Raw genomic sequence first — 14,861 nt, 5'->3', positions numbered from 1 at the left:
GACGGGGCATGGACGGCGTCCGCCCGGGTAGATCCGCATCACACCCACGAGGACAGGAGCTTCAGCCGTGTCTGTTACGGAGCCCGACTTCGCCGCGCTCACCCGCGCCGAGGTCCCGGACGACTGGACGGAGCTGGACCGCCGCGCCGTCGACACCGTCCGCGTACTGGCGGCGGACGCGGTGCAGCGCTGTGGCAGCGGCCACCCCGGTACCGCGATGAGCCTCGCGCCGCTCGCGTACACGCTGTTCCAGCGCGTCCTGCGACACGACCCGCAGGACCCGAACTGGGTGGGCCGGGACCGCTTCGTGCTGTCCGCGGGCCACTCCAGCCTCACCCTCTACATCCAGCTCTTCCTCGCCGGCTACGGCCTGGAGATCGAGGACCTCGAGCAGCTGCGCAAGTGGGGCTCGCTCACCCCGGGGCACCCGGAGTGGCAGCACACCAAGGGCGTCGAGATCACCACCGGCCCGCTCGGCCAGGGCCTCGCCTCCGCGGTGGGCATGGCCATGGCCGCGCGCCGCGAGCGCGGCCTCTTCGACCCGGACGCCCCCGAGGGCACCTCCCCCTTCGACCACCACATCTACGTGATCGCGTCGGACGGGGACATCGAGGAGGGCGTCACCAGCGAGGCGTCGTCGCTCGCCGGCCGCCAGGAGCTGGGCAACCTCACCGTCGTCTACGACGACAACAAGATCTCCATCGAGGACGACACCGCGATCGCGCTGTCCGAGGACACCGCCAAGCGCTACGAGGCCTACGGCTGGCACGTGCAGGTCGTCGAGGGCGGGGAGAACGTCTCCGGCATCCTTGCCGCGCTCGAGGCCGCCAAGGCCGAGACCACCCGGCCGTCGTTCATCCTGCTGCGCACGATCATCGGGTTCCCCGCCCCCACCAAGATGGGCACCGGGAAGGCGCACGGCGCCGCGCTGGGGGCCGAAGAGGTCGCCGAGACCAAGAAGGTCCTCGGCTTCGACCCCGACAAGAGCTTCGTCGTGGAGCCGGAGGTGCTCGCGCACACCCGGGACGTCCGGGAGCGCGCGTTCGCCACCATCGACGCCTGGCAGAAGTCCTACGAGGACTGGGTGGCGCGCGAGCCCGAGCGCAAGGTGCTGTTCGACCGGCTCGTCGCCGGCGCGCTGCCCGAGGGCTGGGCGGACGTGCTGCCGGTCTACCCCGTCGACCCCAAGGGCATCGCGACCCGCAAGGCCTCGGGCGAGACGCTCACCGCCCTGGCGCCGGTGCTGCCGGAGCTGTGGGGCGGCTCGGCCGACCTGGCCGAGAGCAACAACACCACGATGGAGGGGGCGGACTCGTTCGGCCCCAAGGACGCGGCCACGAAGATGTGGAACGCGAACCCCTACGGCCGCACGCTGCACTTCGGCGTCCGCGAGCACGCGATGGGCGCGATCCTCAACGGCATCGCCCTGCACGGCCCGACCCGCCCCTACGGCGGCACGTTCCTGCAGTTCGCGGACTACATGCGCGGCGCGGTCCGGCTGGGCTCGCTCATGAAGTCGTCGGCGATCTTCGTGTGGACGCACGACTCCATCGGCCTGGGCGAGGACGGCCCCACGCACCAGCCGATCGAGCACCTCGCGGCGCTGCGGGCCATCCCGAACCTGTCCATGCTGCGCCCGGCGGACGCCAACGAGACCGCCTTCGGCTGGAAGGCCACCCTCGAGTGGCGGGACGGCCCGGTCGGCATGGCCCTGAGCCGGCAGAACCTGCCGACGCTGGAGGGCACCTCGGCCGAGGGCGTCAAGAAGGGCGGGTACGTCCTCGCGGACGCCTCGGACGGGGAGCCGCAGGTCCTGCTCATCGCCACCGGGTCCGAGGTCCAGCTCGCCGTCGCCGCCCGCGAGACGCTGGAGGCCGACGGCATCCCGACCCGCGTGGTGTCGATGCCGTGCGTCGAGTGGTTCGACGCCCAGGACGCCTCCTACAAGGACTCGGTCCTGCCGCCGTCGGTCAAGGCGCGCGTCTCGGTCGAGGCCGGGATCGCGATGCCGTGGTACCGGTTCCTGGGCGACGCCGGCCGCCCGGTGAGCATCGAGCACTACGGCGCCAGCGCGGACGCCGCGACCCTGTTCCGCGAGTTCGGGTTCACGCCGGAGGCCGTCGTCGACGCCGCCCGCGCGAGCCTCGGCAAGTCCTGAGAGGGATGACATGAGCACCCACCCGAAGCTCGCCGCGCTGTCCGAGGCGGGCGTGTCCATCTGGCTCGACGACCTGTCGCGCGAGCGCATCACCTCCGGCAACCTGGCCGAGCTGATCGCGGACTGGAACGTCGTCGGCATCACCACCAACCCGACCATCTTCGCGGGCGCGCTGAAGGACGGCGCGGCCTACGACGCGCAGGTCCGCGAGCTCGCCTCGCGCGGGGCGGACGTCGCCGCGTCGATCCGCGAGATCACCGTGGCGGACGTCCAGCAGGCCTGCGACATCTTCTCCGGCACCTGGGAGGCCACGGGCGGGGTCGACGGGCGCGTGTCGCTCGAGGTCGATCCCACGCTGGCGCGGGACACCGAGGCCACCGTCGCGCAGGCCCTCGACCTGTGGAAGTCCGTCGACCGGCCGAACCTGCTGGTCAAGATCCCCGCCACCGAGCCGGGCCTGCCGGCCATCACCCGGGCGCTCGCCGAGGGCGTCTCGGTGAACGTCACGCTGATCTTCTCGGTCGAGCGCTACCGGGCCGTCATGGCGGCCTACCTCGACGGCGTGGAGCAGGCGGCGGCCAACGGCGTGGCAGTCGCCTCGCTGCACTCCGTCGCCTCCTTCTTCGTGTCCCGGGTGGACACGGAGATCGACGCGCGCCTCGACGCGATCGGCACGGACGAGGCGAAGGCGCTCAAGGGCAAGGCGGGCGTCGCCAACTCCCGGCTCGCCTACGCCGCCTACCAGGAGGTCTTCTCCTCGGACCGCTACGCGGCACTCGAGGCGAAGGGCGCGACCGCCCAGCGGCCGCTCTGGGCGTCGACCGGCGTGAAGAACCCGGAGTACCCGGACACGCTGTACGTCTCCGAGCTGATCGTCGCGAACGTCGTCAACACCATGCCGGAGAAGACCCTGCAGGCCTACGCCGACCACGGCGTGACCTCCGGCGACACCGTCACCGGCACGGCCGCCGAGGCCCAGCAGGTGTTCGACGCGCTCGAGCAGGTGGGCATCGACATCCCGGACGTCTTCCTCACCCTCGAGAACGAGGGCGTCGAGAAGTTCGAGAAGTCCTGGTCGGAGCTGCAGGAGTCCGTCCAGGGGCAGCTCGACGCCACACAGAAGTAGGCGAACCGCACGTGACGTCCCGACCCGCCGTCGGGCTCCCGGTCGTGGAGCTCGGCGGCGGAGCCGTGTCCACCCCTCTCCTGCCCGAGGTGTGGCGGGTCGCGGGGCTCCTGGCCGACGACTCGGTGGCCTCCCGGATCGCCGAGGCCGATCCGTCGGTGTGGGGGCCCGCGCCGCGCGCGCCCGAACCGCGCCCCGAGGCGGACACCGATCCGAGGGCCGGCTCCGCCGAGGACCCGAGGGCCGGCTCCGCCGAGGATCCGAGGGTCGGCTCCGCCTCCGCCGAGGACGGGCTGGGCTGGGCGGCACTGCCGCGGACGTCGCGACCGCTGATCGGGCAGGTCGACGCGCTGCGCGAGGCGTTCCGGGTGGCCGGAGCGGCCCGGGTGCTGCTGGTCGGGGACGCGCGCTGGACCCTCGGCGCGCGGGTGCTCGCGTCGGTGGCGGTCCCGGCCGGCTCCGGGGCGTCCCCGCGCAGCCTGCTGACCGTCGTCGACTCCCCGGACCCCGGGGCCGTGTCGCACGCGCTCGCGACCGACCTCGACGGGATCGTCCTGGTCGTCGCCGATCCGTTCGGCGACACGGAGTGGGTCGCCGCCGTCCACGAGCTGCTCGCCGAGGCCCTCGCCGCCGAGATCGGCCCGGAACGCGCCCACGCCCGCACCGTCGTCCTCACCGAGGCCGGGTCGCGTCTCGACGAGCGGGCGCGCGCGACCGGATCCGTCGTGATCACCACCGAGCGGGACGTACCAGGGGTGTTCTCCGTCCTCGGGGCCCCCGGGATCGTGCCCGCGGGGCTCGCCGGCGCGCCGGTCGGCACGGTCCTCGACGAGGCCCGCGAAGTCGTCGAGCTGCTCGCCGCGGACGACGCGGCCAATCCCGCCCTCGAGCTCGCCGGGGCGCTCGTCGCGACCGCGGACGGGCCGGTCCGGATCGTCCCGCCGCTCGACCGCCCCGAGCTCGCCGAATGGGTCGCGGCGCTCGTCGGCGCCGCCGGCGGCCGGCCCGTGCTGGTCGATCCCACGGACGACACCGGGCTCCCCTTCGGACCGGTGTTCGCCCCGGCCACCGCCGAGGAACCGACCGAGGACACCCCCACCGCGGCACCCGAACCCGGTACGGATGCGGACGCGGTCCGCACCGGCGGCTCGACCGGGGCGGAGCTGCTGCTCTGGCAGATCGCCGCCGCGGCCGCCGCCCGGCTCCTCGACGCGGACGCCTTCGCCCCCGACGCGCCCGCGAGTCCCGTCCGCGCGCCGTCCCCGGACCCCGGACCGGTGCTCCGGGAGATCGGCACCGACGGCATCGTCACCACCCACGCCGGGGACTGGTTCTCGGGGGCGGCGGACGAGGCGCTGCAGGCGCTGGTCCGGGCCGTGCCGGAGGACGGCCATCTCGCCGTCTGGGGCTGGCTCGATCCGGCCGACGACGCGTCCGTCGCGGTCCTGCGCGCCGAGCTGGCCCGGCGCACGGGGCTGCCCGTCACCTTCGGCTGGGGCCCGCGGGACCGCGCCGTCCTCGCCCCGTTCCGCCGGGACACCCCCCGACCGGGTGCCGTGCTGCTGCTCACGGGGGACGCGCCGGACGATCTGGCGCCCGATCCCGGTCCGGCCCTGGCTAGTCTGGCGCTGCGCGAGGCGGGCGTCGTCGCCGCCGACATCGCGACGCGAGGTGTCCCCGTGCTCCGGCTGCACCTGCACGACCGCGTCGCCGGGCTCGTGGTGCTCGCCCGCGCCGTGCAGGCCCTGCAGCTGCCGCAGACCCCCTGACCAGCACGTTCGACGTACGGAAGCAAGAGACGGAGCGTGACATGACCAGCGGCACGAAGGGCATCCCGGCCCACACGGCCCACTGGGTGAACCCGCTGCGCGATCCTCGGGACAAGCGGCTCCCCCGCATCGCAGGCCCCTGCGGCCTGGTGATCTTCGGTGTCACCGGGGACCTGTCCCGCAAGAAGCTCATGCCGGCGATCTACGACCTCGCCAACCGCGGGCTGCTGCCGCCCGGCTTCGCGCTCACCGGTTTCGCCCGCCGGGACTGGGACGAGCAGGACTTCGGCGAGGTCGTCTACGAGGCGGTCAAGGCCCACGCGCGCACCCCGTTCCGCCAGGAGGTGTGGGACCGGCTCGCCGAGGGCTTCCGGTTCGTGCAGGGCTCCTTCGACGACGACGACTCGTTCGACCGGCTCGAGCGCACCGTCCGGGACCTGGACCGCGTCCGCGGCACCGGCGGCAACCACGCGTTCTACCTGTCGATCCCGCCGTCGGCGTTCCCCGTCGTCTGCAAGCAGCTGGCGCGGTCCGGGCTGTCCTCGCAGGACGACGACCAGTGGCGCCGCGTGGTGATCGAGAAGCCGTTCGGGCACGACCTGGCCTCGGCGCGCGAGCTCAACGCGATCGTCAACGACGTGTTCCCCGAGGACTCGGTCTTCCGGATCGACCACTACCTCGGCAAGGAGACGGTGCAGAACGTCCTCGCGCTCCGCTTCGCCAACCAGCTGTTCGAGCCCATCTGGAACAGCCACTACGTGGACCACGTGCAGATCACCATGGCCGAGGACATCGGCCTGGGCGGGCGCGCGGGGTACTACGACGGCATCGGGGCGGCCCGGGACGTCATCCAGAACCACCTGCTCCAGCTGCTCGCGTTCACCGCGATGGAGGAGCCGACGTCGTTCTCCTCCGACGAGCTGCGCACCGAGAAGATCAAGGTGCTCAACGCCACCAAGCTCGTGCATCCGCTCGACGAGACCACCGCACGCGGCCAGTACGCCGGCGGCTGGCAGGGCGGCGAGCTCGTGCGGGGGCTCAAGGAGGAGGAGGGCTACGACCCGAACTCCACCACCGAGACCTTCGCCGCCATCACCTGCGAGATCGACACCCGGCGCTGGGCCGGCGTGCCGTTCTACCTGCGCACGGGCAAGCGGCTCGGCCGCCGCGTCACCGAGATCGCCGTGATCTTCAAGCGGGCCCCGCACCTGCCGTTCGACTCCACGATGACCGAGGAGCTCGGGCAGAACGCCCTGGTCATCCGCGTGCAGCCGGACGAGGGCGTGACCATGCGCTTCGGGTCCAAGGTGCCGGGCAGCCAGATGGAGGTCCGGGACGTCACGATGGACTTCGGCTACGGCACGGCGTTCACCGAGGCGTCACCGGAGGCCTACGAGCGGCTGATCCTCGACGTGCTGCTCGGCGAGCCGTCGCTGTTCCCGGTCAACGACGAGGTCGAGCGTTCCTGGGAGATCCTCGATCCGGTGATCGACTACTGGCACGCGCTGCCCGAGGGCCCGCCGCCGTACCCCGCCGGTTCGTGGGGCCCGGACCAGGCCAACGACATGCTGGCGCGCACCGGCCGCACGTGGCGCCGGCCGTGAGCCCGCGAACGGCCGCACCGGCACAGCCCGTGGAAGGAGATCCGCGATGATCGTCGATCTTCCGTCGAGCAACACCTCGGCGGTCAACAAGAAGCTGGTCGAGCTGCGCGAGAAGGGCGGCGTGCTCGCCCTCGGCCGGGTGCTCACCCTCGTGGTCGTCACCGACGACGGGGCGAGCATCGAGCAGGCGATCGAGGCCGCGAACACCGCGAGCCGCGAGCACCCCTGCCGGGTGATCGTGCTGGCCCGCGGGCAGCGCCGGGCCGCACCGCGGATGGACGCGCAGATCCGCGTGGGCGGGGACGCCGGGGCGTCCGAGGTGATCGTGCTGCGCGGGTACGGCGCGCTGGCGGGCGGTGAGGCGGGTGCCGGCATGGTGATGCCGCTGCTGCTGCCGGACGCACCCGTCGTCGCGTGGTGGCCGAACGAGGCCCCGGCCGTGCCCGCGGAGGATCCGATCGGCGAGCTCGCGCAGCGGCGGATCACCGACGCGCTGTCGTCGAAGAACCCGACCAGGGCCTTCGAGCAGCGCCGGGCCGGGCACGTCGCCGGCGACACGGACCTCACCTGGACCCGGCTGACCCAGTGGCGGGCGCTGCTCGCCGCCGCGCTCGACTTCCCGCCGCACGACGACGTCACCTCCGCCGTGGTCGCGGGAGAGACGGTCTCGCCGTCGACGGACCTGCTGGCCGGCTGGCTCGCGACGCGGTTGGGGGTGAAGGTCAAGCGGTCGCCCGCGGCCAACGGCGAGGGGATGACGCTGGTCAGGCTGGTCCGGGCGTCGGGCAGGGTCGAGCTGGTCCGCCCGGACGGCAAGACGGCCACGCTGTCGCAGCCCGGCCAGCCGGACCGGATGATCGCGCTGGCCCGTCGTGGGGTGCCGGACTGCCTGGCCGAGGAGCTGCGCCGGCTCGACCCGGACGAGACCTACGGCGAGGCGCTCGCCGGTGTGGACGCGGTGTCGCGCGGGCGTTCGGCGGTGTCGGTCTGATGGGCGCGGGAGCCACCCCCGAGATCGCGGTCCACTCCGACTCCGACGTGCTGGCCGCCGCCACCGCGGCCCGGCTCGTCACCCGGCTCGTCGACCTGCAGGCCACGGGCGGGATCCCGCGGATCGTGCTGACCGGCGGCGGGGTCGGGATCAAGCTCCTCGAGGAGATCCGGGACTCCCCCGCCCGCGCGGCGGTGGACTGGTCGCGGATCGAGTTCTACTGGGGCGACGAGCGGTTCCTGCCGGCCGGGGACCCGGAGCGGAACGAGACGCAGGCCCGGGCGGCGCTGCTCGACCACGTCGACGTCGATCCGGCCCTGGTCTACCCGATGGGGGCGGACGTGGGCACCGGGCCGTCGGGTGCGGACGAGGCGGCCGCCGAGTACGCGGACCTGCTGGCGCGCAAGGCACGCCCGGAGGACCACGGTGAGGTGCCGGCCTTCGACGTGCTGATGCTCGGAATGGGCCCCGAGGGTCACTGTGCGTCGATCTTCCCGGAGTCGCCGGCGGTGTACGAGACCGACCGGACCGTCGTGCCCGTCCACAACTGCCCGAAGCCGCCGCCGACGCGGGTCTCGCTGACGCTGCCGGCGATCCGGACCGCCGCCGAGGTGTGGATCATCACCGGCGGCGAGGGCAAGGCGGCCGCGGTGAGCATGGCGCTGGGTGGCGCGGGCGAGGTCGCGATCCCGGTCGCGGGGGCGCGGGGCCGCCGGCACACCCGCTGGCTGCTGGACCGGGGGGCGGCGGCGAAGCTGCCGAAGGACCTGCTCGGCCGGGGCTGATGCTGCTGGGTGCCGGATGCTTCTCGTGATCGACGGGGCCAACGTGGTGGGCTCCCGTCCGGACGGCTGGTGGAGAGACCGCGCGGGCGCGGCCTCCCGCCTCGCCGCCCAGCTGGCCGCGGCGCGGTCCAGGGGCGCCCTCGACGACCTCTGCGCTGCTCACGGACCCGTATCGGACGCGGCAGCGGTGCGGCCAGGGGGCGACGGCGTGCGGGTCGTGCTGGTGCTGGAGGGGGCGGCGAAGCGGGCCGCGATCCCCGACGGTCTGGAGGTCCGCCTCGCCCCGCGCGACGGCGACTCCGCAATGGTCGAACTCGCCCACGAGGCCGGCGAACGCGACGAGGACGTCGTCGTGGTGACGGCCGATCGCGAGCTCACCCGACTCCTGCACGCCGTGGGCGCCCGCACGATCCGCCCCGGCACCCTCCTCGCCCGCCTCTGACGAGGAGCCGCGGCACCGAAGATCATCATCACCGTGCCGTCGGGGCAGTCGTCGGGCCGCCGTCTCCGGCGCACGGCCACGGCCACGGCCACGGCCACGGCCACGGCCACGGCCACGGCCACGGCGATCATGGTCGCCGTGGCCTCGGATCGTCGACGCCACTCGGAAGATCACTGTTTCAGTGCGCCGCTACGGTGCTGCGGGCGGCGTGGGTGCACGGAAACGGTGATCATGACCGAGGCCCGTCGACCGAGGACGGGGCCAGCGCTCGCAGGCGGAGTCGCCCGGGCACCGTCCGGCTCGCGGTCGAGCGACGGCAGGACGCTGAAGATCGCCGGTTCAGTGCCACCAAGGCTGCTGGCCCCACCGTCAGCGCACCGGAACAGCGATCTCCGCGCACGAACTGCCGTTGGCTGCGACAGCGCAACAGCGCAACAGCGCAACAGCGACGCATGATCGGCGTTCACGTGCGCTCAGAGGGGTGCCCGCGCCGTCAGAACACCGAATCGCCGATCACCGACACCCGCGCCGTTGACCACCTCGCCAGCGGCGGCCGGCTGACCACTCAGCGGCGCAGGCCGGCCCGCCGCTCCGCGGCAGCGGCTCTCAGCACACGGCAGCAGCGCTCGGCACACGGCAGCAGCGCCGGACGGCAGCGGCGCACGGCACGCGGCAGCGCCGGCCGACCTCGAACTCAGCGGCGGCGGCTGGTCGCGGCGGCTGCGGCGCTCGCCCCCACCGCGCTCGCGACGACCGAGCGGCGTGGGAGCGGGCTCGAGTAGACGACGCTGGTGGTCACCCCGCCGAGGCCCGCGATCCGGCCCGTGACCTCCTCCAGGTGGCGCATGGAGCGCGCCCGGACCGTGATCACGAAGCAGTCCTCGCCGGTGACGTGGTGCGCCTCGATGATCTCCGGCGTGGTGCCGAGCAGGTCCCGGAAGGGCTTGTAGTTGCCGCTCGGGTACCGCAGCCGGACCAGCGCCATGATCGGCAGGCCGAGCTTCTCGGCGTCGACCTCGCAGGCGTAGCCGGTGATCACGCCGGACTCCTCGAGCCGCCGGACCCGTTCGGTGACGGCGCTGGGCGACAGCCCGACCAGGCGGCCGAGGTCGGCGTAGCTCGCCCGGCCGTCGCGCTGCAGGGCTTCCAGCAGGCGCCAGTCGAGATCGTCGAGGGATTCCACGGACATGTCGCGATCCTAGCGACGAATCCATGGCAGCCGATGAGTCCCGGAGAACAGGCCCGTCTCTCCTGCGACACCCCTCGAGAAGGAGCCCACCATGAAGCAGCTCGCCACCTGTCTCTGGTTCGACGGCCAGGCCAGGGCCGCCGCCGAGTTCTACTGCTCGATCTTCCCGAACTCGCGGATCACGAGCGTCATGACCTACCCGGACGGTGCGCCGGGGCCCGCGGGCGAGGAGATGTACGTCGAGTTCGTCCTCGACGGCGCCGAGTTCGCCGGGCTCAACGGCGGCCCCCAGTTCCCGCACACCGAGGCCATCTCGATCGTGGTGCCGTGCGAGACGAGCGAGGAGAACGACCGCTACTACGCCGCGCTGGTCGAGGGCGGCTCGGAGCAGCCGTGCGGCTGGCTCAAGGACAGGTTCGGCGTGTCCTGGCAGGTCGTCCCGCTCGAGGCCGACGCGTGGATGCGCGATCCCGACCAGGAGAAGGCGGCGCGCACCACCGCGGCGATGCTCCAGCAGTTCGGCAAGCTCGACATCGAGGCCCTCCGGAAGGCCTACGACGGTGAGGGCTGACGGTGAGAGCTGACCCTCTGGCACCGAGGGTGACGACCTAGGCTGGGCGGCATGCAGATCGGCACGCCGCTCAGCCCCGCCGCCACCCGCGTGATGCTGCTGGGAGCGGGTGAGCTGGGCAAGGAGGTCGTGATCGCCTTCCAGCGGCTCGGTGTCGAGGTGATCGCCGTGGACCGCTATCCCGCGGCTCCCGGCCACCAGGTCGCCCACCGCGCCCACACGATCGACATGACGGACCCGGTGGCGCTCGCCGCCCTGATCGAGCAGGAGCGCCCGCAGTACGTCATCCCCGAGATCGAGGCGATCGCGACGCAGGCCCTGCAGCGGGTCGAGGACGAGGGCCTCGCCACCGTCATCCCGACGGCACGTGCCACCCGCCTGACCATGGACCGCGAGGGCATCCGGCGGCTCGCCGCCGAGGAGCTGGGGCTGCCGACCTCGCCGTACGCCTTCGCGGACACCCTCGACGAGGTGCGGGCCGCCGTCGACGGCGGCATCGGCTACCCGTGCGTGATCAAGCCGGTGATGTCGTCGTCGGGCAAGGGCCAGTCCGTGCTCCGCTCGGCCGCGGACCTGCAGCCCTCGTGGGACTACGCGATGGCCGGCGGACGCGTGGCCGGGACCAGGGTGATCGTCGAGGGCTTCGTGGAGTTCGACTACGAGATCACCCAGCTGACGGTCCGGGCACCCGCTGCGGACGGCACCGGCCTGGTCACGCTCGCCACCCAGCGGCTCTCCGAGTTCGAGCTCCACGCCCGCGCGGTGCTGGGCCTGCCGGTCGACGTGGCGCTGCGCAACGCGGGCGCGTCGGCGGTCATCTACGGCGGTGTCGACGCGAAGGCCGTCGCGTTCGAGGGCGTGGACGAGGCCCTCGCGGTCCCCGGCACGGACATCCGCCTGTTCGGCAAGCCCGAGAGCTTCCGGAAGCGCCGGATGGGTGTGGCGGTCGCGGGTGCGGACGACGTCGACGTGGCCCGGGAGCGGGCGACGAAGGCTGCCGGGCTGGTCCGGGTCGTCACGGACTGAGCTCGCCCGGCTGCACGATCGGCGCGCCTGTCCGGAGAGCGATCGATCTGGCGGATCATCGGACACGGACGTCGATCATGCGGACACGGGGCGGGCGGCGCTGGGCCCGTTCATGCCGTGGATTCCACGGTCGCAGATGTCTTCGGCCGTGGAATCTGCCTTCAGATCGTCGGCCGGCGGGCCTAGCGTCGGCGCCATGACAGTCTCTCCCGCTCTCGCCGTCCCGCCGGCTCCGCCCGCCGAGGCGGCCGCCTTCTTCGCCGGCCGGCTCGCGTTCTTCACCGACGTCGCGGACGTGCACGCCTCCCTCGCCGGCGATCCGGGGTTCGTGCTCGTCGACACCCGGGGGCCTGCGGCCTGGGACCAGGGGCACGTGCCGGGCGCGGTGCACCTGCCGACCGCCCAGCTGCCGGCCGACCTCGATCCGGCCGTCCCGGTCGTCACCTACTGCTGGGGGCCGGGGTGCGACGGCGCCACGCGCGGGGCGCTCGCCCTGGCCCGGGCCGGGTTCCGGGTGAAGGAGATGCGGGGCGGGATCGAGTACTGGATCCGGGAGGGCTTCCCGGTGGAGTCCGCCGCGGGCCCGCTGCACCGCCCGGCCGACCCCCTGACCGCACCCTGCGCCTGTTGATCACCCCTCGGGAGATCACCAGGACCTCACTGTCGGATGATCAAGGAAAATCAGCGCTGACGCCCTGTTGATCACTGTGGAGAAGGACGGGCTGGGCAAGGGGCGGGGCAGGGGAGCCCGATCAGTGGCTCGGGACCGCGCCCGGCGGGAGCTCCTCCTCCGGGTGCCCGTGCCAGTGGGGCGGGGTGAGGTGGACCTGGGCCGCGTAGACGATCCAGCCCGCGACCGACAGGCCGAGCCAGGTGATCAGCCGGTACATCAGGACGGTGGCGGCGGCCGGGGCCGGCGGGGCGCCCGCGGCCAGCAGCACCCCGAGCAGGCCCGTCTCCGCGAGCCCCGCCCCGCCCGGGAGAACCTGCAGCGCGATGGACAGCTGCACGGCGAGGAAGCCCAGGGCCAGCGCCGTCCACGGCACCGACAGGCCCATCGCCTCGCCCACGGCGTGGAGCGCGATGTAGTCCCCCGCCCAGCTCACGAGCGCCACCCCGACGAGCGCGACCCACTGCAGCGGCGACGGGCGCAGGATCCCGATGCGCGCGGCGAGCGAGGTCGCCATGCCCTCCGGATCGGCCGCCCACGAGCCACGACACGGCCGGCACAGCCCCGGCACCCGACGCCCGACGTGCACGGCGACGAGCAGGATCCGGCGCAGCACCGCGGCGTGGGTCAGCACCGACCAGAAGCCCATGGCACCCAGCGCGACGGCCGCGGCGGCCACCACGGCCAGCCAGATCGGGAACCAGCCCGCAGCCCCGACGATCAACACGCCGCCGACGATCAGCACCACGGTGGACAGCACCCCGGGCAGGAACACCGCCCAGGACGCCCGCGCCCCGTCGACCCCGCGGCTGCGCAGCCGGGTGAGCGAGTAGGCCAGCGCCCCGGCCCCACCGACGACCGGGACGGTGTTGGAGATCGCGTTCTCGGCGAACGTGATCGCCTGCACCGTGCGGGCCGGCACCGGGCTCCCGCCGATCGCCAGCAGCATGCGGTGCATCTCGCCGTAGGCCACCAGCGCGACGACGGCCAGCACGACGGCCAGCGCGATCCAGCCGGGGTCCATCGCCGCGAGGACGGGGCCCGCCTCGCGGACCGCGCCGATCATGTCCGGCAGCTGCCAGCCGATGTAGCCCAGGGCGGCGAGCACGAGCACCCAGTGCAGCAGCGACTTCCCGTGCCGCAGCGGCCACGACAGGACCGCGCGCATGCCCGTCCGCGTCGTCGCCGCCATCACCGCCCCCTTCGTCCCAGGCTAGCCCCGGACCCCGACAGAAAGTCGCGAGACCCGCCTCACCCCTGCTCGTCCGGCAGCCGTCCGTGCAGGTAGTCGTCGTAGGCGGAGAGGTCGAGGAAGCCGTGCCCGCTGAAGTTGAACAGGATGACCTTCTCCTCGCCGGTCTCCTTCGCGGCCAGCGCCTCGTCGATCGCGGCCCGCACGCCGTGCGCGCACTCGGGCGCGGCGATCTTGCCCTCGGCCTTCGCGAACTGGACCGCCGCCTCGAAGACCTTGCCCTGCGGGTAGGCGACGGCCTCCATCCGCCCGGCCTTGACCAGCGCCGACACCAGCGGCGAGTCGCCGTGGTAGCGCAGGCCGCCGGCGTGGATCGAGGGCGGCACGAAGTCGTGGCCGAGGGTGTACATCGGCATCAGCGGGGTCATCCCGGCGACGTCGCCGAAGTCGTACTCGAAGCGGCCCTGCGTCAGGGTGGGGCAGGACGTGGGCTCGACGGCGAGCAGCCGCACCTCGGCGTCCGGCACGAACGGGAACGAGATCCCACCCAGGTTGGAGCCGCCCCCGCAGGGCGCGATGACGACGTCCGGCAACCGTTCGCCGGCCATCTCCAGCTGCTCGCGCGCCTCCAGCCCGATCACGGTCTGGTGCAGCAGCACGTGGTTGAGCACGGAGCCGAGCGCGTAGTGCGTGTCCTCGCGGCCCACGCAGTCCCGCACCGCGTCGGAGATCGCGGAGCCCAGCGAGCCGGGGTGGTCCGGCTCGTCGACGGGTGAGGCGACGACCGAGCCGCCCCAGGTCTCCATCGCGACCCGGCGGTACGGCTTCTGCTCGTAGGAGGCCCGCACCATGTAGACCTGCAGCTCCAGGTCGAACTGGGCCGCGGCGAACGACAGGGCGGTGCCCCACTGACCCGCACCCGTCTCCGTGGTGAGCCGCCGGATGCCCTCCTTGGCGTTGTAGAACGCCTGAGGGACGGCGGTGTTGGTCTTGTGGCTGCCCGACGGCGAGACGGACTCGTCCTTGAAGTAGATCCGCGCGGGCGTGCCGAGCAGGCGTTCCAGCCGTTCGGCCCTGACCAGCGGGGTGGGCCGCCAGAGCCGGAGGATGTCGAGGACCTCACCGGGGACGTCCACCCACGGGGCCGTGGACACCTCCTGCCCGATCAGCTCCATCGGGAACAGCGGGGCGAGGTCCGCCGGCCCGACCGGCTCCCGGGTGCCGGGGTGCAGCGGCGGATCGAGGGGCACCGGCAGGTGGGGCGCCACGTTGAACCAGGCGCTGGGGATCTTCGAGGGAGGAAGCGTCCACCGACTCATCCCGCGGACGCTAGCGCTC

General features: G+C 73.2%; 13 protein-coding genes. 10 read left to right on the top strand and 3 right to left on the bottom strand.

The features are described from left to right. Nucleotides 1-67 precede the first annotated feature (67 nt). Genes tkt through ABD324_RS03185 form a run of 7 tightly spaced genes read left to right on the top strand, consistent with a single transcriptional unit; the run spans nt 68 to nt 8,875 of the window. Nucleotides 68-2,158, top strand: coding sequence for a transketolase (gene tkt / locus ABD324_RS03215; protein WP_344412156.1), 2,091 nt, complete (start codon nt 68-70; stop codon nt 2,156-2,158). Between the two features lie 10 nt (nt 2,159-2,168). Beyond that, nucleotides 2,169-3,284, top strand: coding sequence for a transaldolase (gene tal / locus ABD324_RS03210; RefSeq protein ID WP_344412153.1), 1,116 nt, complete (start codon nt 2,169-2,171; stop codon nt 3,282-3,284). A gap of 11 nt (nt 3,285-3,295) precedes the next feature. Beyond that, a complete protein-coding gene (locus tag ABD324_RS03205; protein ID WP_344412150.1) occupies nt 3,296-5,053 on the top strand; it encodes a hypothetical protein in 1,758 nt (585 codons plus the stop codon). Between the two features lie 41 nt (nt 5,054-5,094). Continuing rightward, complete coding sequence (zwf, locus tag ABD324_RS03200; protein WP_344412147.1) at nt 5,095-6,657, top strand: glucose-6-phosphate dehydrogenase; 1,563 nt, start codon at nt 5,095-5,097, stop codon at nt 6,655-6,657. Nucleotides 6,658-6,703: 46 nt separating this feature from the next. Further along, nucleotides 6,704-7,648 (top strand): glucose-6-phosphate dehydrogenase assembly protein OpcA, encoded by a 945-nt coding sequence (gene opcA / locus ABD324_RS03195; protein WP_344412145.1) that lies wholly within the window; start codon nt 6,704-6,706, stop codon nt 7,646-7,648. After that, the gene (gene pgl, locus ABD324_RS03190; RefSeq protein WP_344412143.1) at nt 7,648-8,433 is read left to right on the top strand and encodes a 6-phosphogluconolactonase; all 786 of its coding nucleotides are present in this window, start codon (nt 7,648-7,650) and stop codon (nt 8,431-8,433) included. Before opcA ends, pgl begins: the two co-directional genes overlap by 1 nt. A 16-nt stretch (nt 8,434-8,449) precedes the next feature. Beyond that, on the top strand, nt 8,450-8,875 hold the full coding sequence (locus ABD324_RS03185) for a hypothetical protein (protein WP_344412141.1): 426 nt from the start codon (nt 8,450-8,452) through the stop codon (nt 8,873-8,875). Nucleotides 8,876-9,569: 694 nt separating this feature from the next. Here the strand turns inward: ABD324_RS03185 and ABD324_RS03180 are convergent. After that, nucleotides 9,570-10,064: an Lrp/AsnC family transcriptional regulator gene (locus ABD324_RS03180; RefSeq protein WP_344412139.1), complete on the bottom strand. Its 495-nt coding sequence runs from the start codon at nt 10,062-10,064 to the stop codon at nt 9,570-9,572. Between the two features lie 91 nt (nt 10,065-10,155). Between ABD324_RS03180 and ABD324_RS03175 the strand changes: the two genes are divergently transcribed. The 3 genes from ABD324_RS03175 to ABD324_RS03165 all read left to right on the top strand — a co-directional run bounded on the left by ABD324_RS03175 (nt 10,156) and on the right by ABD324_RS03165 (nt 12,292). After that, entirely contained in the window at nt 10,156-10,635 is a 480-nt protein-coding gene (locus ABD324_RS03175) for a VOC family protein (protein WP_344412137.1), read from the top strand. 51 nt (nt 10,636-10,686) lie between these two features. Next, complete coding sequence (gene purT / locus ABD324_RS03170; RefSeq protein WP_344412135.1) at nt 10,687-11,661, top strand: formate-dependent phosphoribosylglycinamide formyltransferase; 975 nt, start codon at nt 10,687-10,689, stop codon at nt 11,659-11,661. Between the two features lie 196 nt (nt 11,662-11,857). Next, the gene (locus tag ABD324_RS03165) at nt 11,858-12,292 is read left to right on the top strand and encodes a rhodanese-like domain-containing protein (RefSeq protein WP_344412133.1); all 435 of its coding nucleotides are present in this window, start codon (nt 11,858-11,860) and stop codon (nt 12,290-12,292) included. A gap of 121 nt (nt 12,293-12,413) precedes the next feature. Here ABD324_RS03165 and ABD324_RS03160 read toward each other — a convergent pair whose 3' ends face one another. Both ABD324_RS03160 and ABD324_RS03155 read right to left on the bottom strand, forming a co-directional pair. After that, nucleotides 12,414-13,523 (bottom strand): lysylphosphatidylglycerol synthase transmembrane domain-containing protein, encoded by a 1,110-nt coding sequence (locus ABD324_RS03160; RefSeq protein ID WP_344412131.1) that lies wholly within the window; start codon nt 13,521-13,523, stop codon nt 12,414-12,416. A gap of 59 nt (nt 13,524-13,582) precedes the next feature. Then, a complete protein-coding gene (locus tag ABD324_RS03155) occupies nt 13,583-14,842 on the bottom strand; it encodes a TrpB-like pyridoxal phosphate-dependent enzyme (RefSeq protein WP_344412129.1) in 1,260 nt (419 codons plus the stop codon). Nucleotides 14,843-14,861: the final 19 nt, after the last annotated feature.

Source organism: Pseudonocardia ailaonensis (genome assembly GCF_039531635.1).
GTDB lineage: Bacteria > Actinomycetota > Actinomycetes > Mycobacteriales > Pseudonocardiaceae > Pseudonocardia > Pseudonocardia ailaonensis.
The sequence above is the reverse complement of the archived record's forward strand: the minus strand, read 5'-3'. Positions and strand labels throughout refer to the sequence as shown.